The organism is Corynebacterium sp. HMSC064E08 (genome assembly GCF_001811805.1).
Taxonomy (GTDB): Bacteria; Actinomycetota; Actinomycetes; order Mycobacteriales; family Mycobacteriaceae; genus Corynebacterium; species Corynebacterium jeikeium_D.
In genome coordinates this window covers 63,543-88,638 of sequence record NZ_KV806703.1, presented here as the reverse complement: position 1 = coordinate 88,638, position 25,096 = coordinate 63,543, and the positions used below count along the sequence as shown (strand labels likewise).

Below are 25,096 nucleotides of genomic sequence, written 5' to 3'. Positions count from 1 at the left end.
GTTTATTTCGCTCCTCCGAATGATCCGGCCGATCCACCCGAACCGCCGGAGGGGGCGGAGGGACCGAAACCGGGGCCGAGATAGATGAAGTGCCCACCCGAATAGCGGCCACTAAGTGATTCTCTGGTTATCAGGCACGTGTCCTTTGACCCTGCCTCAGGGGTCTGACGCGAAACGATGAACAGGTGCTTCTTCGTCCTCAGGTACGCTGCCCCGCCATCTTCGTTGTAAGCCTGTGGCTTAATCTCTTCTTTCAGCTCACGCCCCACCTCAATGGGGTCGCGGTCGCCACAGGTCCAACGTCGATCAATTCCGCTGCTGACCTGCGTCGCAGATGCTGCGCCGGGCGCGGACTGATAGCGCTCGCTAATCCTCTCTTCCGCAGATTTCCCGCCGACGAAGAAACCGGCCAGAGTGACCACAATGCCGACAACGATCAGTGCGTAACCAATACTTCCGCGTCCCATAGACTCAGGAACCTCCCTTTACGCGGTCTGCCTCGGCCCCATGGTTACCAGCGACGGCAGTCCAAGTATTCGACGTCCACACGAGCTGCCCCGGCGGGTAGCCGTGCCACGTATCCCAGCGATACCCCTGCTCAATCGGCTCTGCAGCCAACACAGTCAGCGCGCCGGGCGAACCGGGGAACTCCGCGACAACCGAATGAGGATGCCCTGTACCGAACTCGCGTCGTAAAGCATCTGCGCGCTGAACGAAGGCTTCTGGCGAGAGGTTCTCCACACGAGCTTTCACCATCACTCCCGCCTCACTCAGGGGCACGCCGTGTGCCGCGGTACAGGAAATCTCCTCGGTAAAGCACGGGTTCTCCCGCTTACCGACGAAAACCACATGCGACGCTCCGAGGACTCCGAGCGTCAGCGGCGGTGTTGTGCCGTCGGGGTGAGAGATAACCGCCTCGCAGAGGGTGTCCGGGACTTGGCCGTCAAAAGCAATGCGGAGTTGCTCCGCAGCAGTGTCTTTGAACGGCACATCTAGAATTGCCAGCGACATAGCGACCGCCACTAGCGATTGTCCGCGTCCGGATTATGGTCCGGCGCTGCCATGACATCAATCTCACCGGGGAGAATCCTAATACCGGTGGACGCTTCCCACATCGAGTCACCGTAGCGTTCCAGTCCGAGCAAGCGACCGTCACCGGATTTGTAGTCGACGAAGTCCGTAGCCCCCTCCGGCGGCAGCCCAGTGGTGCCAATCGCGGTGTAGCGGGCGGTTCCCCGCTCCTCCTCCCAGTACTCCACACCGTCGACAACGATGGGATTAGTTGGTTCGAAGCTACCTGGAAGCTTGCGCCACCAGGTGAGGATGACTTCACCTTCATCTTCCTCAACGCCGAACCAAGAACCATCCGCCCCACCATCGACGAGATGTTCCCACCAGCGGAACGGCCCCTGAGAGAGCTCAAGGGATCCGCGCACAACATGGGAGGCACCACCGTAATTCAGGATTGCGCCCGGCGCGACAGAGGTTGGACCGTACTTACGGTACTCATCAGTCATCAGCGGGTCGACGAAGCGCTCCCGATCAGAACCCGGAACCTGAGTATTCCGACGCGCTACAACAACGACGATGACCCCGATGACAACGAGGATGATGCCGATTATGACAATGCTGTTCACTAGGATTAATCCCATCGATAGTGTGGTGGCGCTAAGTAAACGCCCGATTACTAACTTTCTACCGAATACAGTCGCGGCGCGCCGTCGAACATTATTTTCGTTCGAGACGCGCCGCGATAGGTCTACGCGCTAATCCGCGCGTTTCTGCTTAGCTCCTTGCCAAGGGCAACCTACACACCAATCTTCTTGCCATCAGTGCGTACAACCTGAACGACGGCCGGGCGTGGCTGCTCCTTGCCGCCGTCCGGCCAGTGCGAGGTCGGGTTGGTGGTCGGGTCCGGGTTGTCGCCGACTGGATGACCCTGATCCGTCTCGATTTCGCCCGGGTGCTGGACGTTGACCATCACGCGGTTGGAGAAGATCTGCGGACCACAGGTCTCTGCAGCAACCGGAACAGTCAGGAAGCACTTGGTTTCACCACGACGCTCGCCTTCGACGGCAACGGCGAAAAGGCCGTCGTTGGAGTCCAGGGCGTTGCCGTCGGTGGAAACCCACAGGTTGCCGTACTCGTCAAAGGCGACGTTGTCCGGGCAGGAAATTGGCGAGACCGATTCCTTGTCGAAGCCACCGAAGTAGGTGTAAGCCTCGTTCGGGTCACCACAGACCAGCAGAAGGTTCCACTTGCCCTTGGTACCGGCGTGGTCATCTTCCATCTCCAGAACAAGGCCATTCTTGTTCTCGGTGATTGGTGCGACCTCGACGGCGTCGGCAAGCGGGCGCCCTGCACCATCCTTGCGTTCCTTGCCCTTGTCGTCCTTCGCGCCAGCCTTACCGCGGTACTTGTTGTTGGTCAGCGCCGCGTAGACCTTACCGGTCTTCGGAGACGGCTCGATATCCTCCGGGCGGTCCATGCGGGTCGCACCGACCTTATCACCGGCGATGCGGGTGTAGATGCAGACCTCTTCGGCGGTCATGCCATCAACGTGGGACTCGTGCTTGCCGTCTGCCTTGGCGGTCATCAGCGGAAGCCACTCAATGTCACCGTCGAAACGGCCGTCCTTCGGCAGCTCACCGGAGCCGTCAATCTCGGACTCGGAATTACCGTTGAACTTACCGACGTAGAGCGTGCCCTCGGACAGAATGCCCATGTTGTGCTTGAGGTCCCCTTCCTTAATCTTGCGGGAGGAGACGAACTTGTAGATGTACTCGAAACGCTCGTCGTCGCCGGAGTAGCACACAACCGTGCCGTCGTCGGTGACGTAGATTTGACCAGCTTCATGCTTGAAACGGCCCAGTGCGGTGTGCTTGACCGGGGTGGAGTTCGGGTCAGATGGGTCAATCTCTACCAGCCAGAAGAAGCGGTTCGGCTCATTCGGCTCCTTGGAGACATCGAAGCGGTCGTAGTACTTCTCCCACGCGCGGTCGGACAGTTCTTCATTCTTGACCGAGTAGCGCTTGAGCTTCTTAACAGCTTCTTCGTCGTCGAGCTTGCCAACGTTGCCGAAGTACTGGTCAACGTTCTCCTCACCGGACAGGTAGGTACCCCACGGAGTAACACCACCGGAGCAGTTGTTCAAAGTTCCCTCGACCTTCATACCGGTCGGGTCAGCCTTGGTCTTCAGCAGATCGTGACCAGCAGCCGGGCCGTCGACTGTGAATTCGGTGAAGCCGGTGATACGACGGTTACGCTTGTCGCTCAGAATCGGCTTCAGGAATCCCTTGTCATCCTCTTCCACAGCAAGGATGGTCTGGCCGTGGGCAGCCAGTCCGATGTCGACCTGCTCCTTAGTGGCATCTTCTTTCTTGTAGGCACGGAACATCATCGGCTCGGTGGTGTACTCGTGCGAGCAGACGTACAGCAGTGTGCCGTCTTCAGCCTTAATCAGGCCAGCGAAGTCATTGTTGAAGCCGAACTGCTTCAGCTGGTTTTCCGGAGTCTGCTTGTCAAAGTCGAACTCCGGGCCACCCTCGTGGATTGGGTCGCCCCAGCGAATCAGAACATTCTGCTCGTAGCCGTCCGGGATAACGACTGCGTCTTCCGTGTTTGGCTTGACGGCGTCGAAACGCATACCCTCCGGCGATTCGCCCTTGCTACCGTCACCGGCAGCAGCGGTACCGGAGGCGTCGGAGCCACCTGCGGCGCTGCCCGAATCATCAGAGGAGCAAGCGGCCAGCACGGCGCCACCGCCGACCGCAAGAGCACTAGCACCAGTGACCTTCAGTGCCGCGCGACGGGAGAACGCGCGCTGGGAGAACGCCTCCTTCGCAACATCACCGAAGTACTGGTTGTCCGAGAACTCGTTCGGAGCATCGTCAGCACAGGCATTACCACACTTGTAAGTGCAGGTCAGAGAGCTGCGAGAGGTAGCAAAAGGATTTGTCAGCAGATTCTTGCCAATACGAACCACGGGGAGACCGCCTTTGTATAGCTTCGACTAGGTGAGGAAATGGAAAACTAAAACTTTTAGATCCTCTAAGAAGCTAAGGACGTTGCGTTACCTTTCGGTTTCTAAAAATCAACTCGCCAATGAGCTTTAGCTGACGGTCTAATGACTTGCGCTTTAACACAAAGTGAACACCCTGGTGTTGTGGTTCTCCAGCTCGACTCTTCTCTCCAACTACGCAGTCGAGCCCCAGCTCTGCGGGCTACGTGGACTAGCCCTGGTTCTCCGGGCTACGCGGATTCTTCAAATCAGAACCCTCCGGCACATCCGCCGGGTCATTGCCACTTTCCAGAATCTTGTTGTCCTCATCGACGAAGATGACATTCGGCTTGTACGTACGCGCCTCAGCGTCATCCATCATTCCGTAGCCGATGATAATAACCAGATCACCCGGCGATATCAGACGAGCGGCGGCACCATTGATAGAAATGATGCCCGAGCCGCGCTCTCCGGTAATGCAGTAAGTAGTAAGCCGGTTGCCATTATTGATATCGACGATGTCGACGGCTTCACCTTCAAGCAGGTCGGCCGCTTCCATCAAATCAGCGTCAATCGTGCACGATCCAACGTAGTGAAGATCAGCCTGAGTCACCGTGGCGCGGTGAATCTTGGACTTCAACATAGTGCGAAACATGAAAAAGGTAGGTCCCTTCCTGGATTTGTCCCCTGGATGCTTGCCTACCGCGGCACCCCTTAGCGTGGCAGGTTATTAGTCGGCACACTATAATACGACAACTTCCCAGCCACGAGAAACTACTTCTAAAAGCCGTCCTACTCGCTGTCCTGCTCAACGCCAAAGCCAGCGTTCTTCAGAGTTTCTCTGCTGGACTCATCTTTCAGACGAGCATCTCGAGCAGCACGAACCTTTTCCTGCAGCTCAGCCAACTCAGCGGCCTCTTCCTCAGTCAATTCGCCGTCCAGCCCCGCCGCCGACAGAGCCGCCGACGCAATTTCGGCGTCCTTCTGCCCGAGCTGCCCGAAACCGTTTGCCGAATCCGGGCGCGGCGCACCCAGAATCAAGCCAACATTATCAATGAGACGAGTAGTGCCGACCTTCGCAGCAACCAGCAGGCGAGCTTCAGTCTCCTGGCCGTCGCCGCGCAACGCCTCGTCGGAAAGCGGGGCGAGCGCAGCGTCACGCAGCTCCAAGTAATCCAACTCGACTTCAGGCTGGCTGGCGAGCACACCACGCGCGGTTTCCAGCACAGCATCCGCACCACGGTCCGCGACAAAAGCACCAGCAGTCAGCGCGGCGGACAGGGTTACTGCGAGATTGCGCTGCTCCTCGGACAGATAGCGGTTGCGGGAGCTCATAGCCAACCCGTCGGCCTCGCGAATCACCGGTACACCGTGCAACTGCACCGGCATATTCAGGTCAGTGACCATCTGCTGCATCAGGCACAGCTGCTGGTAGTCCTTCTCACCAAAAACGGCATCAGTGCAGTTGGTGATGTTGAAAAGCTTGTTGACCACCGTCAACGCACCGGCAAAGTGCCCCGGGCGAGTAGCACCTTCGAGCTCCGAAGCCAGCGGCCCCGGCTGCACCGTCGTGCGGAAACCGTTGGGGTACATCTCCTTCGCGTTCGGCGCAAAGACCAGCTCAGCACCGACAGCGCGGAGCTTCTCAACGTCTTCCTCCAGAGTCCGCGGGTAGGCGTCAAAGTCCTCCCCCTCACCGAACTGCAGAGGATTGACGAAAATCGACACCACCACAACAGCGCGCGGCAGCGTCTTCGCGGCCTGTACTAGTTCAAGGTGCCCCTGGTGTAGCGCACCCATCGTAGGTACGAGCACCACCGGCCGCCCGGTCTTCCGCAACGCACGGGTGACCTGCGCGATTCCCGCAATAGTCTTGTGAACAGTTGTCTCTCCGGCGGTATAACCCGTCATGTTTCCTCCGCGTTCAGATCTACCGGACCAAACTTTTCGCCCGACGGCAATACCTTACGCCACATCCCGGATGACCAGAACAGCCAGTCCGCTCAGCTCATCGGCGTAGGTACCGCAAAACCTCGTTGGCACCGCGCAGCTCGGCGATGCGCTCGGCAAGAGCCAGGTAGGCGGTTCCCATTTCCGGTGCCACCGCTTCAATTTCACGTTCGTGCTTGACGACGGTCCCAAGGTCGTCCCGCGTCACCGGGCCAGTCAGCCCCCGGGAACCCCACCTCAAGGCATTGTCCAATGAAGCTTCCAGCAGTGGGCGGAGCAGCTCGGCGGCCTGGCCTCGACGCAGCTCAGCTATGTCGGTGTCTTCGGCTGCTGCATCTCCGCCGATAGTGGTTGCCAGCATTTCTACTGCATCGACCACAACTGCGCCCAGACCGTTTGAGCCATGGGCCATAGCCGCGTGATAGAGACCGCGGTGACGTTCGTTGATGAACACCGGACGACCGCCGAGTTCACCAATGAGCAGTTCACTGACTGTTTTCGCGAGCTCATCCCCAACAGTGATGCCCCATGGGCAGCCGGTCAGGAGCTCGGAGTCGTCGTCAAGCCCTGCGAATGTCATTGCGGGATGGGCGGCGATGGTCAGCGCGCCGGTGAGTGCGACCGGATCGAGCACGGCACGCCCGAGGGAACCAGAAGTATGCATGACGATGCGTCCGGGGCCGACATGGCGGGCGACGTCCTCCGCGACCTCTGCGATGGCGCGATCCGGCACGGCGATGACGATGAGCTCGCAGGTGGAAGCTGTGTCGGCAATGCTACTAACCTGTGCGTTCGGGAGACGTAGATGCGCTCGTGTGACAGATTCTGGTGAGCGCGCGACCACGTGAGTGACACGATGCCCACAGCGCTCTAACGCCTGGCCGAGCGCGACCCCGACTTTTCCGGCAGAAATAATCCCCACCGCCAACCGCGGAGCGGTAGTCCGATGGGGATGGGATTCATGCTGGCTTTGCGTCATGACTGACTAGGTTAGACCAAACCAGCTATGTGCGGTGAGTAGGCCGCGCACACTCGGTAAGCGACTAGGCCTCTTCGTCCTCGCGCTGCTCCCTCTTCTTGCGCATCTGCGCCATCAGCTCGGCAACCGTCAGGCTGCCCTTGTTGTCCTCAGCACGGCGCCGACCGTGGCTTGCAGGCTCCTGCGCCGTAGCCTGAGCTGGCTCTTCTGCGAGGTCCTCATCGCGAATGGTCTGCAGCTGGCGAGTCGGAGAGTCCGAGGCGTCGTCCGATTCCGGCGCAGCGAATGGGTGCCGTGCACCGTGTGCCTCGTGAGCACCGCCCTGAGAATCATCCTCTGCAGCGTCCTCGGCCGGGGTTTCCTGCCAGTTGATGGCGCGGAAAGAGTTAGTGGAGAACTTCTCCTTGGAAACGGTTTCGTCACCCTTGGAATCGGCGACTTCGTGGACGTCAACCGGCTGGCCAGACGGCGAGAATGTACGGCGCATGTCGGTGGCCTCGGCGTCTTCAACCGGCGAAGCGGAGGAATCGGAGCCCGTGCCGCCGTGCTGGGTATGAACGCCAACAGTGCCGTTAGCGGTCATCTCAGCGCGGTGGGAAGTCGCGCGTGGTGTCGGCCGGTCGTGACCGGTCGGATCCTTCATCGGCGAGGCCTGCTGTGGCGAGTCGAGCTCACGCAGACGCTCGGCCTGGGCGCGAAGAGCAACCTGCTCGTCGTCGAAATCCTCCCCCATGAACTCAGCAAGCTGGGCACGCAGTGCAAAGACCTCAGCGCGCAGCGCCGCAATGTTGTCATCGTTGTTGCCCTCAAGCGAGTCCAGGTAGTTCTGCTCGAGAATCAGCTCCTGCTCACGGTGAGTAGCCAGCTCGCGGTCAAGCTCCACCTTGTGCAGTTCCTCGATTGTCTCCAACCGCTTGCGCTCCAGCGCAATGGTCTTGCGGTATCGAGTCACCAGCACAGCCCCGATAACTGCCGACCACAACGCCAGCAGCACGGCAACCTTCATCCACCCGGCAGAGGAGGCAAAGAGCATGACGATACTGGCAATCACCGCGAGCACCAGCAGCACAACCATGAGAATGACGGCGGTTTTCTCCGTCATACCATCGGTAGAACTGAATTTCGTCACATCATTGCTCTGCTCATCTGCATATGCCGCATCAGCCCCGGAGTTAGCCCCAGCGGAGTAGCTTTCGAAAGCCGAAGAAGGCGACGGAGACGGAGACTCGGCCATATCCGACGAAGTAGCTGCCGCGTCGCCCTGAAAATATGCGGCATCACCCGAGCGCTTCGGGTCATTACCGGCGTTGGAGAGGTCAGTCATAACTCCCACCCTACCGAGTTAGTTCCCATTTCCCCGCTAGGAGGCGAAGAATTTTCGCCATCAGTTGGCAATTGGCAAACTTTTTCCAGCCACAGCCCCGCCGCAGCGAGCAAAATGCCGGATACTGTGCCGACAATCATGATCGGCCCGTCGGCCTGTGCAGCCGCAAGCTCCGTCCACTTCGGCAAAGCCCACAGCACGCCACCGGCGTACAAACCTCCGAGAATCGCACCCAACCACGCGGATGCCGTACCGACCACCAGCCATCGCGACAACGTTAACGGCTGCACCTGGCTGCGATCCTGCCCGACCTTCCCCTCTTTCAGCACCGACTTAATCCACCGCGCTGCCGCCACACAGACAGCTGTGAGCAACCAGGGAAACCCCAGGTCCCACCAACTTCGTGGCCCGAGCGCACCGAAAAACTGTGCCACGATCATCCATGACGCCAGTGCGAGAACCAGCGCAGATGCAGCCAACGTAATCGGTGAGGTCGGTTTCATCTCTAGGCCTCTTCTCCATCTGCGCTGTCTGCTAGACGCACTGCGTTTACGTCTTCAGGTGCCAGCTTATCGACGAGTGCCGCGACCCGAACTCCCCCCAATTCGGCATCCGGGTCGGCATCGAGCCACGGCACCAGTACAAAGGCACGCTCGGTTGCCCACGGATGCGGCAGGGTCAGAGTCGAATCGTCAGAGATGATCTCCTCGCCGGTGTCCTTGTCAGTGACCTGCACAATGTCCACGTCGAGCGCCCGTGGTCCCCAGTGAATTTCGCGCACTCGACCAGCGTCATTTTCCAGTTTCCAACCAGCTTCCAGCAGCTCCATTGGTGTCCGGGACGTATCGACAATGAGCACGGCATTGAGGAAGTCACCCTGCTCTACCCCACCCCAAGGTGGGGTGGCATAAATTTTTGAGGCTGCGACCAATTCATCGGCGAAGAAGGCCTGCACACCAGTTAGGTTTTCTCGCGCGCGGTCCATGTTCGCGCCGATAGAAAGAACGGCGCGAATCATGCCAACCGCTTCTTCCGCGAACGGCGGGCTGTTACCGCAGCGTCATCAAAGTCGAGCGGAATGGGCGCATGCGGTTTGTGAATGGTTACTTCCACCGCATGTAACAGTGGGGACAATCCGCGTTCGGCGCGGCCATCGTCGTCGGCAAGCACTGCTTCGGCAATCTCGGTCGCGACGGTTTCGATGAGGTTGCGCGGAGTGCCGGTCAAAATTCCGTGCGCTGTGGCTGCGATGTCGGCGTAGTTGACGGTGTCGTCCAGCTCGTCGCTGGCAGCGGCACCGGAGAAATCCAACCACAGGGTGACATCACAGATGAAGTCCTGGCCATCGCGGCGCTCGAAGTCGAGACAGCCGTGGTAGCCGCGGGCTTTCAGACCTTTGAGTTCAATGCGATCAGCCACTGTTTCTACTCGTCTCCTTCCAGAGCCGCCTCGGCTGGCGATTCAGCAGGAGACTCATCGTGCTGTGCAGCGCGGTTAGAGCCACCTTCCGGATAGTCGCCGGCCGCGGTGTAACCGGTCAGTGAGCGGCCAAGGTTCCATGCCTGCGCCACCCGCACTGCGTCGAGGTTGTCGGCCACATTGTGAACTCGAACCGCCCATGCGCCCGCCGCTGCGGACAGCGCGGAAATTGCGGTAGTCGCAGCATCAGCCTGCTTTGGTGCGCGTGCCTCACTACCGACGGCGGCGGCGAAACGCTTGCGGGAAGCACCGACCAACACGGGGAAACCGAGGTCAATAAGCTCCGGCAGGCCGTGGAGGAGCGCCCAATTGTCATCGGCGTTCTTGGCAAAGCCCAGGCCTGGGTCGAGGACAATATTTTCCTCGGCGATGCCGGCGCCCATGGCACCGTCGACAAGCTGAAGCAGGTGCTCACGTACATCGGCGACAATGCCGTCCGGGTGAGTTTCGGCGCGTCCAGAAGCGGAGCCGAAGCGATCGGTCTTCCAGTGCATCAGGCAGATGGGCACATCGGCATCGGCGCAGACTGCGTACATGTTGGGGTCTGCGAGACCGCCGGAGACATCGTTGATGAACACCGCGCCCTCGGCGATTGCTGCCTCTGCGACACTTGCGCGCATAGTATCGACGCTGATCAGGTGCCCGTCTGCCGCGAGCTCACGGACCACCGGCACGACTCGGGCAATTTCCTCATCCTCGGAAACGCGGTGTGCGCCGGGGCGAGTGGACTCGCCACCGATGTCGAGAATATGTGCGCCTTCAGCGAGCAGCTCGTGCGCATGGGCAATCGCCGCGTCGAAGGTCTTGTACAGGCCGCCATCGGAAAAGCTGTCCTCGGTGACGTTGACAATGCCCATCACTTTGCAGAGCTGATTCTCGATACCCATCTCCGCCGGCTGTCCTGCCTGCGCTTGCAAGGGGGATTCAGTCACCTTGTTGTCCAGCCTTTCCAATCGACCATTTAACTGTTGCGTTAGCTCTTGCGGATGAGCGCCATTGCCTCTGCGCGCGAACGGGCATCCGTCTTGAAGCCACCGCGGACGGCTGAGGTCACCGTGCGCGCACCCGGTTTGCGGATACCGCGCATGGCCATGCAGAGATGCTCCGCTTCAATGACGACGATTGCCGAGGCCGGATCCAGCCGCTCCACCAAGGCATCCGCAACCTGACTGGTCAGACGCTCCTGCACCTGCGGGCGCTTCGCATAGCCATCGACCAGACGAGCGAGCTTGGACAAGCCCGTCACACGACCGTCCTTGCCCGGGATGTAACCAATGTGAGCAACGCCGAAGAACGGCACCAAGTGGTGCTCACAGGTGGAGTAAATCGGGATGTCCTTGACCAAAACGAGTTCCTGGTGATCCTCATTGAAGGTCTTTGCCAGCACCTCAGACGGATCTTCAAACAGGCCCGCGAAAACCTCACGGTAGGCTCGCGCCACTCGCGCCGGTGTCTCCTTCAGGCCTTCCCTGTCAGGATCCTCACCGACGGCAATCAACAGTTCACGAACCGCAGCCTCGGCCCGCCCCTGATCGAATTCGCGCTCCATGATGTGTACTTATCGCTCCTCGTTGGTGTCCGGCTTGTCCTGCCAGGCGCTGTTGTCTTCGTTTCGCTTGACGACGCCGTCCTTATCCGAATCGTGCATCTGTGCACCCTTGTCATCGGAGTTGTCGGCGTTCTTCGCGTTTTCCGGACGTTCTGTGTGTTCCGGCTGCTCGTTATCCGGCAGGCGGAATCCGCGCAGCTCCTGCTGCTGTCCCGCCGACGGCATCACCGTAGTCGGGGTGGCATCGCTGCCAGAGTTGTCCTGGCGGTGGCGTCCACCCTGCCTGTCCCACGGCATCTTCGGAGGGGCAGGGATATTCGCGGGGCCGTTGCCACCGCTGCTACCAGTACCGGTTGCCTTCGAGCCGAAGTCCGGCGAGCCTGCCGGGTAGTTAGCAGTGCCCGGGTGCTGGCCGCGCGCGTTGCCCTGACTTTCCTGCGAACCCGGCTGGCTCTGCCCCTCAGGGCGAGGAGTCGGCGCAGGTGCCGGGGCCGGTGCTGGTGCGGGAGCCGAACCGTGCGTGCTGCCGGTATCCTTCGGCGGCCAACCTGGGGCGGTCCAACCAGCCGGCGGTGGGGTGCCGCCGTACACCGGAACATTCGGTCGGTCCTGCTGGGCGCCCGGCAGACCCGGGACACTAGCATTACCGGCACCAGCGGAGCCTGCCGGCCCCTGACCATTGCCGTTGTTGCCCGCGTCCTGGTTATCCGGTTCGCGGCGACGCACCGGCGCGAAGATGTTGACACGCTTCGGCGGTTCCTCGCCGCGCTCGATTGCCAACTCCACCGGTGTCTTCACCGGCTCGCGGCCATCGGCCGGGTGCTTAGTGTCGCTATCGAAGAAGTTCAGGCGCTCACGCGGAACGACATCGGTGAAGATAACTTCCAGATCCGGACGACGCAGGGTCTCCTTCTCCAGCAGTTTCTCAGCCAGAACATCGAGAGTGTCGCGGTTTTCCTTCAAGATGGCGTAGGCCTCGTCATGAGCCTTATTGATCAGCAAACGAACCTGCTGATCAATGGTTGCTGCCACCTCCGGAGAGTAGTCCAGAGAGCCGCTGCCACCGCGGCCAACGAACGGGTCGCCCTGCTCCTCCCCGTACTTCACCGGGCCGAGCTCCGGCGACATGCCGTACTCGGTCACCATGGCGCGAGCAATCTTGGTGGCCTGCTCAATATCGGCAGAAGCACCGGTAGTCGGCAGTCCGAAGACCAGCTCCTCGGCAGCGCGACCACCCATGGCGAAGACCAGACGGGCAAAGAGCTCTGGCAGGTTATACATGCCCTTGTCGTCCTCGGGGACGGTCAGCGCATGTCCACCAGTACGACCGCGAGCCAAGATGGTGACCTTGTAAACACGCTCAATGTCCTTCAGCGCCCATGCGGCCAAGGTGTGGCCACCCTCGTGGTAGGCGGTGACCTTCTTCTCCTGCTCGGAAATCACCTTGGAGGTACGGCGCGGACCGCCGATAACTCGGTCGACTGCCTCTTCCAGCGCATCCGCAGTAATGATGTTGCCGTTGACGCGAGCGGTCAGCAGCGCAGCTTCATTCAGCACGTTCTGCAGATCAGCACCGCTCATACCGGCGGTGCGCTTCGCCAGCGACGTCAGATCCGCATCCGGTCCAAGCGGCTTGTTCCGGGCGTGGACCTTCAGAATTGCCTCGCGGCCCTTCAGGTCTGGTGCGCCCACCGGAATCTGTCGGTCAAAACGGCCCGGACGCAGCAGCGCCGGGTCGAGAATATCCGGACGGTTGGTCGCAGCCATGATGATTACGCCCTGACGATCACCAAAACCATCCATCTCCACCAGCAGCTGGTTCAGGGTTTGCTCACGCTCATCATGGCCGCCGCCCATACCGGCACCACGCTGGCGACCGACGGCGTCAATTTCGTCGATGAAGATAATGCACGGGCTGTTTTCCTTGGCCTGATTAAACAGGTCACGGACACGAGAGGCACCGACACCGACGAACATTTCAACGAAGTCCGAACCCGAGATGGTGTAGAAAGGCACTCCTGCCTCACCAGCGACGGCGCGGGCCAGCAAGGTCTTACCGGTACCTGGAGGACCGTAGAGCAAAACACCACGCGGAATCTTCGCGCCGAGCTCCTCGTAGCGAGCTGGGTGCTGCAGGAAATCCCTAATCTCGTCGAGCTCCTGGACGGCCTCATCGGCACCAGCAACATCCTCGAACGTGTTGGTCGGGGTCTCCTTGTTCAGCAGCTTGGCGCGGTTGCCACCAAAGCCGAACATGCCGTTCTTGCCGCCTTGCATGCGGCTGAAGAAGTACATGATGACGAAGAAGAAGATCACCATCGGCAGCAGGAAGCCCAAGGTGGACATCAGGAAGGAATCCTGCGTGACCTTGGTATCGAACTTCTCCATGCCCTCGGCGGCGGTGACCTTGTCAAAGACTTGGTCGGTCGCACGCGCTGGGTACTTGGTCATCACCTTCGTGACGTCCTCAGTGCCCTCGACCTCCACGCCCTTCTTCAGGGTGAGGCGAATTCGCTGTTCGCGATCGTCGATCTGAGCTTCCGTGACATTGCCCTTATCCAACTGGGTCAGGGCAACGGACGTATCCACCTCGCGGTATTCCCGGGAATCATCCGCCAGCTGAGTAATAGCAAAGAGGATAATCAGGATGATGCCGGCAACGGTGGCAAACCGGAACACCTTTTTCTTGTCCATACAGTGGGTTCGCTTTTCGCTCTCTACATCTATTAGTTGCTTTTATTAATTGTACGCATCAACGAGTTCTTCTCGAAGACACATCAATGACACAACGTGGGGCCAGGGCTCATGGCACCTGACCCCACAGTAGGCATAACGCATCGCAACCGAAAAAAGTTTCCAACTCCTACTTTTCACAGCTAGAAGACAGCTAGAACTGCGGGAGGGTAAGCGCGCAATGCCCGTCGTCAAGCATCGGCACTGTGCAATAAGCGCCGAAGACAGACCTAGCCCCGGTAAACGCGCGGGTGAAGCGTGCCGACGTACGGCAGGTCGCGGTAGCGCTCGGCGTAATCCAGGCCGTAACCGATGACGAACTCGTTCGGAATGTCGAAGCCAACATCCGCAACATCCAGGCTGGTGCGCACAGCCTCCGGCTTACGCAACAGCGTAATGACCTCCAGGGAGCGCGGATTACGGTTGCGCAGGTTCTTCATCAACCAGGACAGGGTCAGGCCGGAGTCAATGATGTCCTCGACAATCACGACATCGCGTCCCTCAATATCGCGATCCAGGTCCTTCAAAATACGCACCACGCCTGACGACGAGGTGGAGTTTCCGTAACTGGAAACCGCCATGAACTCCATCTGGCTGGGAATGCTGAGCTGACGGGCGAAGTCAGTCAGGAAGAACACCGCGCCCTTCAGCACTGCGACCAGAATCAGATCGTTGCCGGCATCCTTGTACTTCTCATTCACACGATGCGCCATCTCGGCAATGCGAGCATGCAGCTCCTCTTCGCCAATGAGAACTGCCTCTACCTCATCGCCGTAGGGGTTTGCGGGGACGTTGAAATCCTTCACATCATGCATCGCATTTCCTTTCCGCACTTCTATGGCGGCGTGTCGATGGAGCGTAACTGCCCCAGTGCAAGTTCAGGGTTATGGCAACCGATTGTTCTCAGCCGCCGGAAGTTGGATTGCGGCACCCTTCTTAAGGCACCGCGGGACGATTCATTACCAATTGTAGAGTGCCATCTTTTCGCTCAACGACCAACCTGGCATTTCTGTCAGCACCATCGCGACCGCGGGTCACCGGCACTTCGCCCTGGCCGTGATAGCGGTGCACGAGCGCCATCACCATGTCGATCTGTTTACTGCTGGGCTCCGCACCCGCCTGCCGCAACCAACGTGCGAGGACACGCACCGCGATGGCATCGTCAAGCTCAGCCACCCCTCGCACAGACAGGCTCCCGCTTGCCGACGCCTCTTCCTCCCCCAGCAGCGCATGCAAAGCTGACTCGGCGTGAGCGTCCAAAAAGTCATTGTCGACTGCTGCAATCGCCGCAGTCTTAGCGAGATTTTCCGCAACTCCCGGACCCAGCTCCTGCTCCAGCAGCGGCAAAATCGTCTTTCGAACCCGGACGCGGGCGTAATGGTCGTCATGGTTGTGCGGGTCATGCCACACCTTCAAGCCCAGCTCTTCGCAGCAGAGCTGCGTGTCGCTGCGTCGTACACCGAGCAGCGGGCGCAGAATCCGAGTCCCGTCAGACCACGTGAGGTTGTCGCGGATGGCGGACAGCGCCTGCGGACCGCCGCCCCTGGCCAGCCGCAGCAAAACTGTTTCCGCCTGGTCGTCCAAGGTGTGGGCGAGCATCAGCGCCGCACCTCGAGATTGGGCGACTTCCCGTAGCACTGTGTGTCGTGCCAAACGCGCCTCGTATTCGGGACCACGGTCGGAATTGTTGTTGATATCGACCGCGATAACCTCGGCCGTAGCCCCCATCCCCCGAGCTATGTGGGCGGCGCGCTCGGCGACTTCAGCAGAGCCCTGCTGAAGCTGATGATCCACGACGACGGCGTGGACTTTACGCCCGGCCAGCGCACCCTTCGGCCCGAGAGCTTCCGCACAGGCCCCGGCGGTCAGGGCCAGCGAATCCGCACCGCCGGAAAGCCCAATGACAATACCGCTGCCCAATTCCTGCCCCACCTGCTGCACTATCGCGCGGACAGCGTGCCGAATGATGAGGAAATGAGGGCTGCGGTCCGGCCAAAAAGGTCTAGCCAACGCGCCCACCACTTGCGATGGTTTCCATCGCGGTAAGCAGAATTCGCTCCTGGGTCGGGCGCGCAATCAGTTGCACCGGCAACCCAGAGGTCGGTTCCACAACGATGCCAGCCGGGAATCCCAGGTAATTCCACGTCGAGACGTAGGGAGTGAAACGCAGATTGGACAGCAGGTTCACAATCCAGGGCATGCGATGCCACGCGCGGATTCGCGGTGGGTTCTTGGCCAGAGCCGGGGTAATCAAGATGGTGTCACCCGGTAGCTCACGCTCGATGCGAGCGCCATCGCGTGCCACTTGGCGGCCATTGATTGTGAAACGCAGCAAGCGACCAATGCCGGCGTGGACTCGATTGCGCCACTCCAGGTGATCAGGGCGCGGCTCGTCGCGAAGCTGATCCGCCACCCCCGCAGTCCAGCGCGCGAGCATCGGCAGTGGGTTCAGCGGGTACGGCATGTTCTTTTCCGAGACGGCAAAGCCCTTGTCCGCGAATACTCTCGCCGCCTGTTGTGCCGCATCGACGTACTCCGGTGCAGCCTTCAAACCGAATACGGGCGCAGTGGTGTCCACGCTGACTGCGAAGTTTTCAGGCAGGGTCTTCGCCGGGTCCTCCGCATCCACCATGCCATTTGTGAGGATCTTGGTGATCAGGCGCAAGTCATCGTTATTGACTGTGAGCACCCCTTGGACAGACATTCCGTACCAGTCATTGCCGCCCACGCGCCCCGGCATTGTTCCCGGGGTCGCCTTCAGAGTCGAAAGCCCGCAGCACGCTGCAGGGATACGAAGTGACCCCATGCCGTCGTTGCCCTGCGCAAACGGAACCATCCCAGCGGCGACAGCCGCTGCGGATCCACCGGAGGACCCACCCGGAGTGTGCCCCGGCAGAATCGGATTATCGACTGCCAGCCCCGGCAGCGTCGTCGTCCCCCACGTACAGAACTGCGGATTCACCGTAGTTCCCACCGCGATTGCACCGGCGCTAGTCAACTGCTGGACAAACGGGTTCTCTAGAGCGGTGTTTTCCTTCAGCGCAAATGGCACACCTGCAAGCGGCAACTCCGAGAGTTTCTCGCTTTGCTCGAGTTCCCGCGCAGCCTGCAGAGCCCTATCCGCCCACACTTCGCGGAAGGCATGAATCCCTCCATCCAGTCTGGCGATAGCGTCGAGACTGCGCTGCACGCTGTCCACGGGGCTTAGCTTTCCCTCGCGGACCTGTGCGGCAATCTCGCGAACGGTTGGCAAATTCCTAATCGCGGAAGTGTGAGAGGCCATTGCGGATTCATCTCCTCAAATTATTTTCAGTGGCAAATGAATCTCAGTTTAGATATCCGCAAGGGCGCTCGCTGCCTTATCGGACGCAGCTCTTGCCGGCAACAGGCTCGCCTCGTTGGAAATCAGTGCGAACGTCAGCACCTGCCCCGACTTCGTCACCACATATCCCGCCAACGCCGAGGCTTTATTCAGCGTGCCTGTCTTCGCACGGACGATGCCCGCCCCGGACTGACCAGCAAAGCGCGTCGCCAGAGTGCCGGACACTGCCGCCACCGGCAGGCTGTCCAACAGTGGGCGCAACCGCAACGCAGTGCTTTCCGACGACTCCTGCGACTCCGCCAGTCCCCCCTGCTCGGCCGATTCCACCGGACCCGCGGCCGAATTAAGCACCTCGGAGAGATGCTGCGGAGAAATACGGTTATCCGTGCTCAGGCCGCTGGAGTCCGACAGCACCGCGCGATCGAGAGGAAAACCGTGCTCCGAGAGAGTGTCACGCACGGCACGTGCGGCCCCCTCAAAGGTCGGCGGCAGACCGCGAGAGATAGCCACCTCACGGGCAATGGACTCGGCAAGCACGTTGTCGCTATAGTTCATCATCTCGTGCACACGGGTAACCAGCGGTGCCGACTGCACGAGCGCGACGGGGTCTGGATCCAGAGGCAGTGACTGACCATCCTTGGCCGCATCCCTCAGGCTGCCTCCGTTTTCCGCACCAAGCACCTTGGCCAGTGCATCAGCGGCATCCGCGGCGGGCGTGGCGCTGCGCTGCGATTCTTCATTCGTCGGATCGATACGACCGGCGTCCATCATCACCGACTCCACCGGTGCGATGTAGCCGTCCTCCAGCCCCGCACGCTCCCAGGTCTCGTGGAAACTCTCGGTGAATAGAGAGTTGTCGAGATAAACCTTGCCGACCCCCTCCGGAATGACCACGGAAATCTTTTTCGCCAACTCAGCGATTGAAGCCGAGTCCTGGAAGAACCCTTCCCCGTCCTTGCTTAAGGTGGGGTCACCCCCGCCGTGCAAAACGATGTCGTTAGTCCCCGTAACCCGGGAGACGCGGGTGGAAACCCGATGATCTTCACCTAAGTCCAACAGTGCGGCAGCCGCAGTGAGAATCTTCATGCTGGACGCCGGCATGGCCACCGCGGTGTCATTGATCCCCCACAGTTTCTGGCCGGTAGTAGCATCGCTAACAATTCCATGCAGCTCACCGAAGGCTGGATCGGCCGCAGCAGCGTCCATGATGGCGCTGACTTTTTGGGCCAGAGCGCCGTCGTCAAGCGAAGACTGCGCCGCCGTCACAGGAGCAGAGACATGACTGACCGCGGGCGGTGCATCGACAACAATCTGACGATTGTTATTGACGACAACCGCTACGCCGCTGCCCGCTGCGATAACGAGAACACCGGCGATGGCACCGCCGATTTTCAGTCCGCGCGACTTCTTGGATTTGCCGGATTTTACGGAACTGGGCGATTTTTGCGTGCCCTTAGCGGCGGTTTTGGAGCTGTCAGAGTCGGTACTACCCACGGTCACAAACACCTTCTTCCTGAAAACAAAACCTCACTTAAGGTGCACAAATAAACGGTTTTGAGCGGGTTTCGCATAAGATAGCCGTCAGAGAAGTGTACACCGATTATAAGGAGTCATCGCCGTGAGCGTTGAGGTCACTATTGAGATCCCGAAGGGTCAGCGCAACAAGTACGAAGTCGACCACGAGACCGGCAAGGTCTACCTCGACCGCTACCTGTTCACCCCAATGGCCTACCCGGCCGACTACGGCTTCATCGATGAAACCCTCGGCGAGGATGGCGACCCGTTGGACGCTCTCGTGATCCTGCCGGAGCCGGTTTTCCCGGGCGTTATTGTCAAGGCTCGTCCGCTCGGCGTTTTCAAGATGACCGACGAGGCCGGCGGCGACGACAAGCTGCTGTGCGTCCTGGATGATGTCCGCTTCGACCACTACCAGGACATCGACGATGTTTCCCAGTTCACCAAGGACGAGATTGAGCACTTCTTCGTCCACTACAAGGACCTGGAGCCGGGCAAGGAAGTTTCCGGTTCGGGCTGGGGCGACAAGGCTGAGGCTGAGCGCATCCTGGCTGAGGCTATCGAGCGCCACAAGTAAGAGCCACAAGTAAGAATTGCGCTAGCCAATCTCCCTTTCTGGGGCTCGCACCTTTGACGCAGTTCCTGTGATTCAGCGCTACGGCCGTCGGAGTTTTCCTCCGGCGGCCTTTGTGCTTCCGGCGATAAGGCCAGATTGCGTATAGTGCGCACTATGGAAACCGTAAACGTATCTGAAGTACCCGAAGACGCACAGATCATTGATGTCCGCTCACAGATGGAGTGGGATGACGGCCACGCCACCGGCGCCGTTCACATCCCCATGGAAGAGATTCCGTCCCGCTACGGCGAGCTGGATTTGGATTCCGACATTTACCTGATGTGCCGCTCCGGTGGACGTGCCGCTCAGGTTTCTTCCTGGTTGGAGAAGAACGGTATCGACACCATCGTCATCACCGGCGGCATGATCGACTGGGAGCACTTCGGCCGCCCAATGGAGAAGGCCAACTAAACCAACTACAACTGCCCTGCCTACCCGCAGGGCAGTTTTTCTTTTATCTACCCACCCCAAAGCACAGACCTTCTAACAATCCGCAGGCAAACAGGGACATTATTAGTTGGCCATGTCCCATTATTGATGGTTCCCCAGATTGTCTAGTATGGGAAGTATGTCTGATTCATCCGTACTTTCCTCGGCGGACTCAGCCGACACCAGCGGTGGTGTGGCACCCGACGTAGACGCGAAGGTGCCTGCTGTCGACGCACAGAGCAGCACCAAGGCGAAGAAGGCTCGCAAGGGAGCGAAAGCCAAAAACAAGGCCAGCGCTAAGTCCAAGTGCAAGCCCGGCTCCGCAAGCGAACCCGCCGTCGCACCGGCCGCCCTGCGCAAATCCGCGTCCTGGTGCCTGGCACAGCTCGATGCGGCTGTCCGTGCCAGCGTCAACGCGACTCTTGGCCGCACTCAGATTGAGTCGATTTCCATCCGCGGTTATTGGGTTCTGGAGGCCATCGCCGATGGCGGCGACATGGCTCAAACCGAGCTGAGCGCGCTGCTCGGCATGGACCGCTCGGACATGGTTCGCCTGATTGACTCTCTGGAGTCGGCAAATCTAGTCGAGCGCACCCGAGACTCCAAGGATCGTCGCCGCCAGCTCATCGCACTGACAGAAACGGGCAACACCACCCGCGCATCTCTGCGACGCTCACTCCGCAGAGCCGAACGCGCCGCCGTCGCCGAATGCGCACCCGAGGTACGCGCGCTGCTTGCATCGCTTGCCGACGACTCCGCTGCAAGCCCCGAAACCGATGCCGGCGCGAAGAACCCCGAGACCACTACCCCAGAGGTCACGGCCACTGAGACAGACACCAAGGACATGGCGGAGAATAAGACGCAGGCGACGTCGTCAAGCGATTCCCAGCGTCCTAAACGGAAGAAGTCGAAGAAGAAGAAAAAGCGCAAGAAGAATAAGAAGGGGGCTCTCAAGTGACAACCACTGAAGCGAAGTTCCTACGTGCTACGGAACAGCCGCTTGAGCGCACACTCATTGACATTGTCCGGGCGACCGCGCGAAGGTTCCCTGAGGCTGAGGCCATCGATGACGGCGAGGTTGTCGTCACGTATGCGGAATTGATCAACGAGATTGATTCCACAGCTACGTGGCTCTACGAACAGGGCATCCGTCGCGGCGACCGCATTGGTGTGCGGATGCCGTCGGGAAGCCGCGAGCTCTACCTGGCAATTTTGTCCATCATGGCTGCCGGTGCCGCCTACGTTCCGGTGGATGCGGACGACCCCGACGAGCGTGCCGAAATGGTCTTCGGCGAGGCCGGTATCGCCGGTTACTTCGATGCTGAAGGCCTACATTTGGCTGGCTCTACGGCGCGTAATCGCCCCCGCCCGCTGGACTCCGACACCGACTCCGACGAGGAAGAGACGGAACCGACGCCGCCGAACGCACGCGAGATCATCTCGCAGGAGCCCACTCCTGACGATGACTGCTGGATTATTTTCACCTCTGGCTCCACCGGTAAGCCCAAGGGCGTGGCGGTCACCCACCGCAGCGCCGCCGCTTTTGTCGATGCGGAGGCCCGCTGGTTCTTGGCCAACCACCCGGAAGGGCCGCTCGGCCCGGACGACCGCGTTCTCGCCGGCCTGTCCGTCGCCTTCGACGCCTCCTGTGAGGAAATGTGGCTGGCCTGGCGAAATGGCGCCTGCCTGGTGCCGGCCCCACGTTCGCTGGTGCGCTCCGGTGTAGACCTGGGCCCATGGCTGATTTCCCGCCACATCACGGCCGTTTCCACGGTCCCAACACTGGCCGGCCTGTGGCCCGCTGAAGCACTCGACAGCGTGCGCCTACTCATCGTCGGTGGCGAAGCCTGCCCGCAAGAGCTGGTCGAGCGCCTGTCCACCCCTGAGCGCGAGATGTGGAACACCTACGGCCCCACCGAGGCCACCGTCGTGGCCTCCGGCATCGAGCTGAAGCCTGGCAAGCCCGTGACCATTGGTTTTCCTCTGGACGGCTGGGACCTCACCGTTATCGACGAGGAGGGCAACCCCGTCCCACCGGGCACGAAGGGTGAGCTAGTCATCGGCGGTGTGGGACTCGCGCGCTACTTGGATCCGGAGAAGGACGCCGAGAAGTACGCGCCGCTGCCAGCCCTGGGCTGGGAGCGCGCGTACCGCACCGGCGACCACGTCATCATGGATGAGGGCGGACTGTACTTCACCGGCCGCGTCGACGATCAGGTGAAAATCGGCGGGCGCCGTATTGAGCTCGGCGAGGTCGAGGCGCACCTGGCTGCCCTCCCCGGCGCTACTCAGGCGACTGTCGTGGTGCAGAAGACCGGTGCTGGCGACTCCATCCTGGTCGGCTACGTCGGCGCCGGTGGCGACGCCGCAGCCATGGACTACGACAAGTGCATGGACACCCTCCGCGATGCCATGCCAGCCGCGATGGTGCCACGCCTGCACATCATGGATGAGCTGCCGGTTCGTACCTCCGGCAAGGTCGACAAGGCGGCGTTGCCGTGGCCACTGCCTGCGCGTGCGGGTGAGGGCGACGTCGACAAGCTGAGCCCTGTGGAGAAGTGGCTGTCCGATATCTGGGCGGACGTGCTGTCCGTACCTGCGCCCGGCGCGGCCTCGGACTTCTTTGCCCTGGGCGGCACGTCCCTGGCGGCGGCGAGCGTCATCGCGCGCATTCGTCAGCGCGCCCCGCAAGTCGCCGTGCGCGACCTCTACGACCACCCGCGCCTGGGCAATCTCGCCGAAGAGCTAGTCGCGCGCGGTTTCATCAGCGACGACATGCTTGCCGACGACGCCAGCGACCCCACCGCTCACCTGGAAAAGGTGCCCGAGCCGACGCCTGTCTCCCGCAAGACCCGTTGGGCGCAGGTCGGCTTCATGGTGCCGCTGCAGTGGGCACGTGGTATGCGCTGGGTAACGTGGCTTGCGATTATCAACTGGGTTATCGGCGGGCCGCTGGCACTACCAGGCTGGTTGGTGGCCGTACTGGCCGTGTTGTTCCTGACCCCACTGGGGGTTATGCCCATCAACGCGGCGACGACACGCCTGCTCACGCGCAACATCACCCCGGGCGACTACCCGCGTGGCGGTTCGGTGCATCTGCGCCTATGGGCGGCTGAACGCCTGGCAGAGAGCTCCGGCGCCCACTCAGTGGCGGGCGCTCCGTTCGTGCTGTGGTATGCCCGCATGCTGGGTGCCCGCATTGGTAAGGGCGTGAATCTGCACGCGCTGCCGCCGGTGACGGGTCTGGTCAAACTGGATGATTACTGCTCGATCGAGCCGGAGGTAGACCTGTCCGGATACTGGGTCGATGGTGATGTCGTCCACGTCGGCGAGGTCACTATTGGCAAGCACGCCCGCATCGGTGCCCGTTCAACGCTGCTGCCCGGCGCGCGTATCGGCAATGACGCTCACATCGAGGCGGGTTCCACCGTCACCGGTGAAAAGAAGGTCAAGGCTGGTGCGCGCTGGTCGGGTTCCCCGGCTCGCAAGGTCGGCCGGTCCAAGCACCGCTTCCCGGAGGAAGTCCCGCCGGCGCGTCGCCACTGGGTGGCTATCTACGGTCTTACCGCGGTGTTACTGACGCTGGTGCCGCTGTCCGCTGCGGTCGCGATGGCTGCTGTCATCGGTTGGGGCACGGGACTTATCGACGGCACCACCGAGCTAACCACCTCGAATCTCTGGCCAACGCTGGGCAGCGCCGTGCTGTGGGCTATTCCCGCCACCTTCGTCGGTGTTGCGGTGTATGCCCTGCTGACGCTGATTCTCGTGCGCCTGTTCAGCATCGGCCTGAAGTCGGGAGTGTTCCCGGTGCGTTCGCGCGTGGGTTGGCAGTCCTGGGCGACAATTCGCCTGATGGACGCTGCTCGTCATGACTTGTTCTTCATCTACGCCTCCATGCTGACTCCACTGTGGCTGCGTGCGCTGGGTGCCCAGATTGGTCGCGACAGCGAGGTCTCCACCGCGATTGGTATTCCGAAGTTCTTGCACGTCAAGGACGAGTCCTTCTTGGCTGACGACACCATGGTCGGCAGCTACGAGCTCGGCGGCGGTTGGCTGCTGGTGGGCGACTCCCGCATCGGCAAGCGCGCCTTCCTGGGCAACTCCGGCATCACGCTTCCGGAACGCAAGCTGGCGAAGAACTCACTGGTGGCCGTGCTGTCCTCTACTCCGAAGAAGACCAAGTCCGGCTCCAACTGGTGGGGTTCGCCGCCAGAGCGCATGCGCCGTGTGGGCACTGTCTCCAGCGATGAGTCGGCGCAGACCTACCGTCCGACTACGGGATTGAAGGTCGCCCGCGGCATCGTCGAGACACTGCGCGTCCTGGCACCGATGGTCTCTCTCATGCTGGCGACGATCACGCTGTTTAGCCTGCAGGGAATTGTTATGTTCACCGCGGAGCTGGTCACTGCAGGTGGCGTTGGCGCTGCCCTGCTCGGCCTGGTGGTTGCGTGGCTGCTCTCCCCTGCCGTGCTACTGATTGTTGGTGTGCTGGGGCTGCTCATCACGGTCGTGGCCAAGTGGGTGTGCGTCGGCAAGCACAAGCCGGGTAATCACCCGCTGTGGAGCAAGTTCGTCTGGCTCAATGAGCTGCAGGATACGTTCGTCGAAATGGTCGCCGCGCCGTGGTACCTGAACCCGGCGATGGCCACCGGCGGCATCGCACGCGCAATGCGACTGCTCGGCGCGAACGTTGGCCACGGGGTGTGGCTGGAGACGTACTGGCTGCCCGAGACCGACCTGGTCACCATCGCGCGGGGCGCCTCTGTCGGCCGCGGCTGTGTCGTCCAGACGCACCTATTCACCGACCGCGTGATGACGCTCGACACCGTCCACATCGGACACGGCTCCGTCCTAGGACCGCACTCAGTCGCACTGCCGGCATCTGTGCTTGACGACGGCTGCCGCGTCGAACCCGGTTCTCTCGTCATGCGCGGTGACCACGTTCCTGCGCACACCTCCTGGCGAGGTAACCCAATTGAGCCAGTGGTGGCCAAGAAGTAGCCCGGCTTGTGTAGGGGCTTTGTTGGCACAACGGGCTGCAAATGTGAAACTGTGTAAGTTTATAGCACTTTCAAGCCATTTTTCGGGCAATTTTTGCTATAAACGCAGTCAGTAACTCACATTGGCCCGCTGCCGCCAGCCATAAACGCAGTCAGCTACTCACATTGGGGCTAAGTAGGGCTGAGTAGCAAAAAGTGTG

The 25,096-nt window shown here is 60.8% G+C and carries 21 protein-coding genes and 1 pseudogene; 4 read left to right on the top strand and 18 right to left on the bottom strand.

The window, feature by feature from the left end; all coding sequences use genetic code 11:
- Nucleotides 1-2: 2 nt before the first annotated feature.
- The 18 genes and pseudogenes from HMPREF2820_RS10030 to dacB form a co-directional block, all read right to left on the bottom strand.
- Entirely contained in the window at nt 3-467 is a 465-nt protein-coding gene (locus HMPREF2820_RS10030) for a DUF4247 domain-containing protein (RefSeq protein ID WP_069358987.1), read from the bottom strand.
- 4 nt (nt 468-471) lie between these two features.
- Entirely contained in the window at nt 472-1,011 is a 540-nt protein-coding gene (locus HMPREF2820_RS10025; protein ID WP_083280594.1) for a DUF2617 family protein, read from the bottom strand.
- An 11-nt stretch (nt 1,012-1,022) separates the two neighbouring features.
- Nucleotides 1,023-1,637: a DUF4178 domain-containing protein gene (locus tag HMPREF2820_RS10020; protein WP_168157921.1), complete on the bottom strand. Its 615-nt coding sequence runs from the start codon at nt 1,635-1,637 to the stop codon at nt 1,023-1,025.
- Between the two features lie 170 nt (nt 1,638-1,807).
- On the bottom strand, nt 1,808-3,985 hold the full coding sequence (locus tag HMPREF2820_RS10015; protein ID WP_070603927.1) for a PhoX family protein: 2,178 nt from the start codon (nt 3,983-3,985) through the stop codon (nt 1,808-1,810).
- Nucleotides 3,986-4,232: 247 nt separating this feature from the next.
- On the bottom strand, nt 4,233-4,655 hold the full coding sequence (gene panD, locus HMPREF2820_RS10010) for an aspartate 1-decarboxylase (protein ID WP_016421480.1): 423 nt from the start codon (nt 4,653-4,655) through the stop codon (nt 4,233-4,235).
- A 314-nt stretch (nt 4,656-4,969) separates the two neighbouring features.
- Nucleotides 4,970-5,911 (bottom strand): annotated as a pseudogene (panC, locus tag HMPREF2820_RS10005) (pantoate--beta-alanine ligase); the annotation flags it as partial.
- Between the two features lie 97 nt (nt 5,912-6,008).
- A complete protein-coding gene (locus HMPREF2820_RS10000; RefSeq protein ID WP_070603926.1) occupies nt 6,009-6,929 on the bottom strand; it encodes a Rossmann-like and DUF2520 domain-containing protein in 921 nt (306 codons plus the stop codon).
- A 64-nt stretch (nt 6,930-6,993) separates the two neighbouring features.
- On the bottom strand, nt 6,994-8,253 hold the full coding sequence (locus HMPREF2820_RS09995; protein WP_070603925.1) for a DUF6779 domain-containing protein: 1,260 nt from the start codon (nt 8,251-8,253) through the stop codon (nt 6,994-6,996).
- A complete protein-coding gene (locus HMPREF2820_RS09990) occupies nt 8,250-8,756 on the bottom strand; it encodes a DUF3180 domain-containing protein (RefSeq protein WP_049190665.1) in 507 nt (168 codons plus the stop codon). Before HMPREF2820_RS09990 ends, HMPREF2820_RS09995 begins: the two co-directional genes overlap by 4 nt.
- A gap of 2 nt (nt 8,757-8,758) precedes the next feature.
- On the bottom strand, nt 8,759-9,271 hold the full coding sequence (gene folK / locus HMPREF2820_RS09985; RefSeq protein ID WP_016421485.1) for a 2-amino-4-hydroxy-6-hydroxymethyldihydropteridine diphosphokinase: 513 nt from the start codon (nt 9,269-9,271) through the stop codon (nt 8,759-8,761).
- Nucleotides 9,268-9,672, bottom strand: a complete 405-nt coding sequence (gene folB / locus HMPREF2820_RS09980; protein WP_016421486.1) for a dihydroneopterin aldolase — start codon at nt 9,670-9,672, stop codon at nt 9,268-9,270. Before folB ends, folK begins: the two co-directional genes overlap by 4 nt.
- A 5-nt stretch (nt 9,673-9,677) precedes the next feature.
- A complete protein-coding gene (gene folP / locus HMPREF2820_RS09975; protein ID WP_069359001.1) occupies nt 9,678-10,619 on the bottom strand; it encodes a dihydropteroate synthase in 942 nt (313 codons plus the stop codon).
- Between the two features lie 86 nt (nt 10,620-10,705).
- Nucleotides 10,706-11,281 (bottom strand): GTP cyclohydrolase I FolE, encoded by a 576-nt coding sequence (gene folE / locus HMPREF2820_RS09970; RefSeq protein WP_016421488.1) that lies wholly within the window; start codon nt 11,279-11,281, stop codon nt 10,706-10,708.
- Between the two features lie 9 nt (nt 11,282-11,290).
- Nucleotides 11,291-13,975 carry an ATP-dependent zinc metalloprotease FtsH gene (gene ftsH / locus HMPREF2820_RS09965; RefSeq protein WP_070603924.1) on the bottom strand — a complete coding sequence of 895 codons (2,685 nt, stop codon included), beginning with the start codon at nt 13,973-13,975 and terminating at the stop codon, nt 11,291-11,293.
- Between the two features lie 269 nt (nt 13,976-14,244).
- Nucleotides 14,245-14,829 carry a hypoxanthine phosphoribosyltransferase gene (gene hpt, locus HMPREF2820_RS09960; RefSeq protein WP_070603922.1) on the bottom strand — a complete coding sequence of 195 codons (585 nt, stop codon included), beginning with the start codon at nt 14,827-14,829 and terminating at the stop codon, nt 14,245-14,247.
- Between the two features lie 121 nt (nt 14,830-14,950).
- On the bottom strand, nt 14,951-16,024 hold the full coding sequence (tilS, locus tag HMPREF2820_RS09955; protein WP_246822268.1) for a tRNA lysidine(34) synthetase TilS: 1,074 nt from the start codon (nt 16,022-16,024) through the stop codon (nt 14,951-14,953).
- Nucleotides 16,017-17,297 (bottom strand): amidase family protein, encoded by a 1,281-nt coding sequence (locus HMPREF2820_RS09950; RefSeq protein ID WP_070603920.1) that lies wholly within the window; start codon nt 17,295-17,297, stop codon nt 16,017-16,019. Before HMPREF2820_RS09950 ends, tilS begins: the two co-directional genes overlap by 8 nt.
- A 48-nt stretch (nt 17,298-17,345) precedes the next feature.
- A complete protein-coding gene (dacB, locus tag HMPREF2820_RS09945) occupies nt 17,346-18,830 on the bottom strand; it encodes a D-alanyl-D-alanine carboxypeptidase/D-alanyl-D-alanine endopeptidase (RefSeq protein WP_246822267.1) in 1,485 nt (494 codons plus the stop codon).
- Nucleotides 18,831-18,954: 124 nt separating this feature from the next.
- Here dacB and HMPREF2820_RS09940 point away from each other — a divergent pair, with 124 nt between their 5' ends.
- The 4 genes from HMPREF2820_RS09940 to HMPREF2820_RS09925 all read left to right on the top strand — a co-directional run bounded on the left by HMPREF2820_RS09940 (nt 18,955) and on the right by HMPREF2820_RS09925 (nt 24,897).
- Nucleotides 18,955-19,428, top strand: a complete 474-nt coding sequence (locus HMPREF2820_RS09940) for an inorganic diphosphatase (RefSeq protein ID WP_005510088.1) — start codon at nt 18,955-18,957, stop codon at nt 19,426-19,428.
- 153 nt (nt 19,429-19,581) lie between these two features.
- Entirely contained in the window at nt 19,582-19,878 is a 297-nt protein-coding gene (locus HMPREF2820_RS09935; RefSeq protein WP_016421494.1) for a rhodanese-like domain-containing protein, read from the top strand.
- Nucleotides 19,879-20,035: 157 nt separating this feature from the next.
- The gene (locus HMPREF2820_RS09930) at nt 20,036-20,854 is read left to right on the top strand and encodes a MarR family winged helix-turn-helix transcriptional regulator (RefSeq protein WP_070603916.1); all 819 of its coding nucleotides are present in this window, start codon (nt 20,036-20,038) and stop codon (nt 20,852-20,854) included.
- Nucleotides 20,851-24,897: a Pls/PosA family non-ribosomal peptide synthetase gene (locus tag HMPREF2820_RS09925; protein WP_070603914.1), complete on the top strand. Its 4,047-nt coding sequence runs from the start codon at nt 20,851-20,853 to the stop codon at nt 24,895-24,897. The genes HMPREF2820_RS09930 and HMPREF2820_RS09925 overlap by 4 nt, the downstream gene beginning before the upstream one ends.
- Nucleotides 24,898-25,096 lie beyond the last annotated feature (199 nt).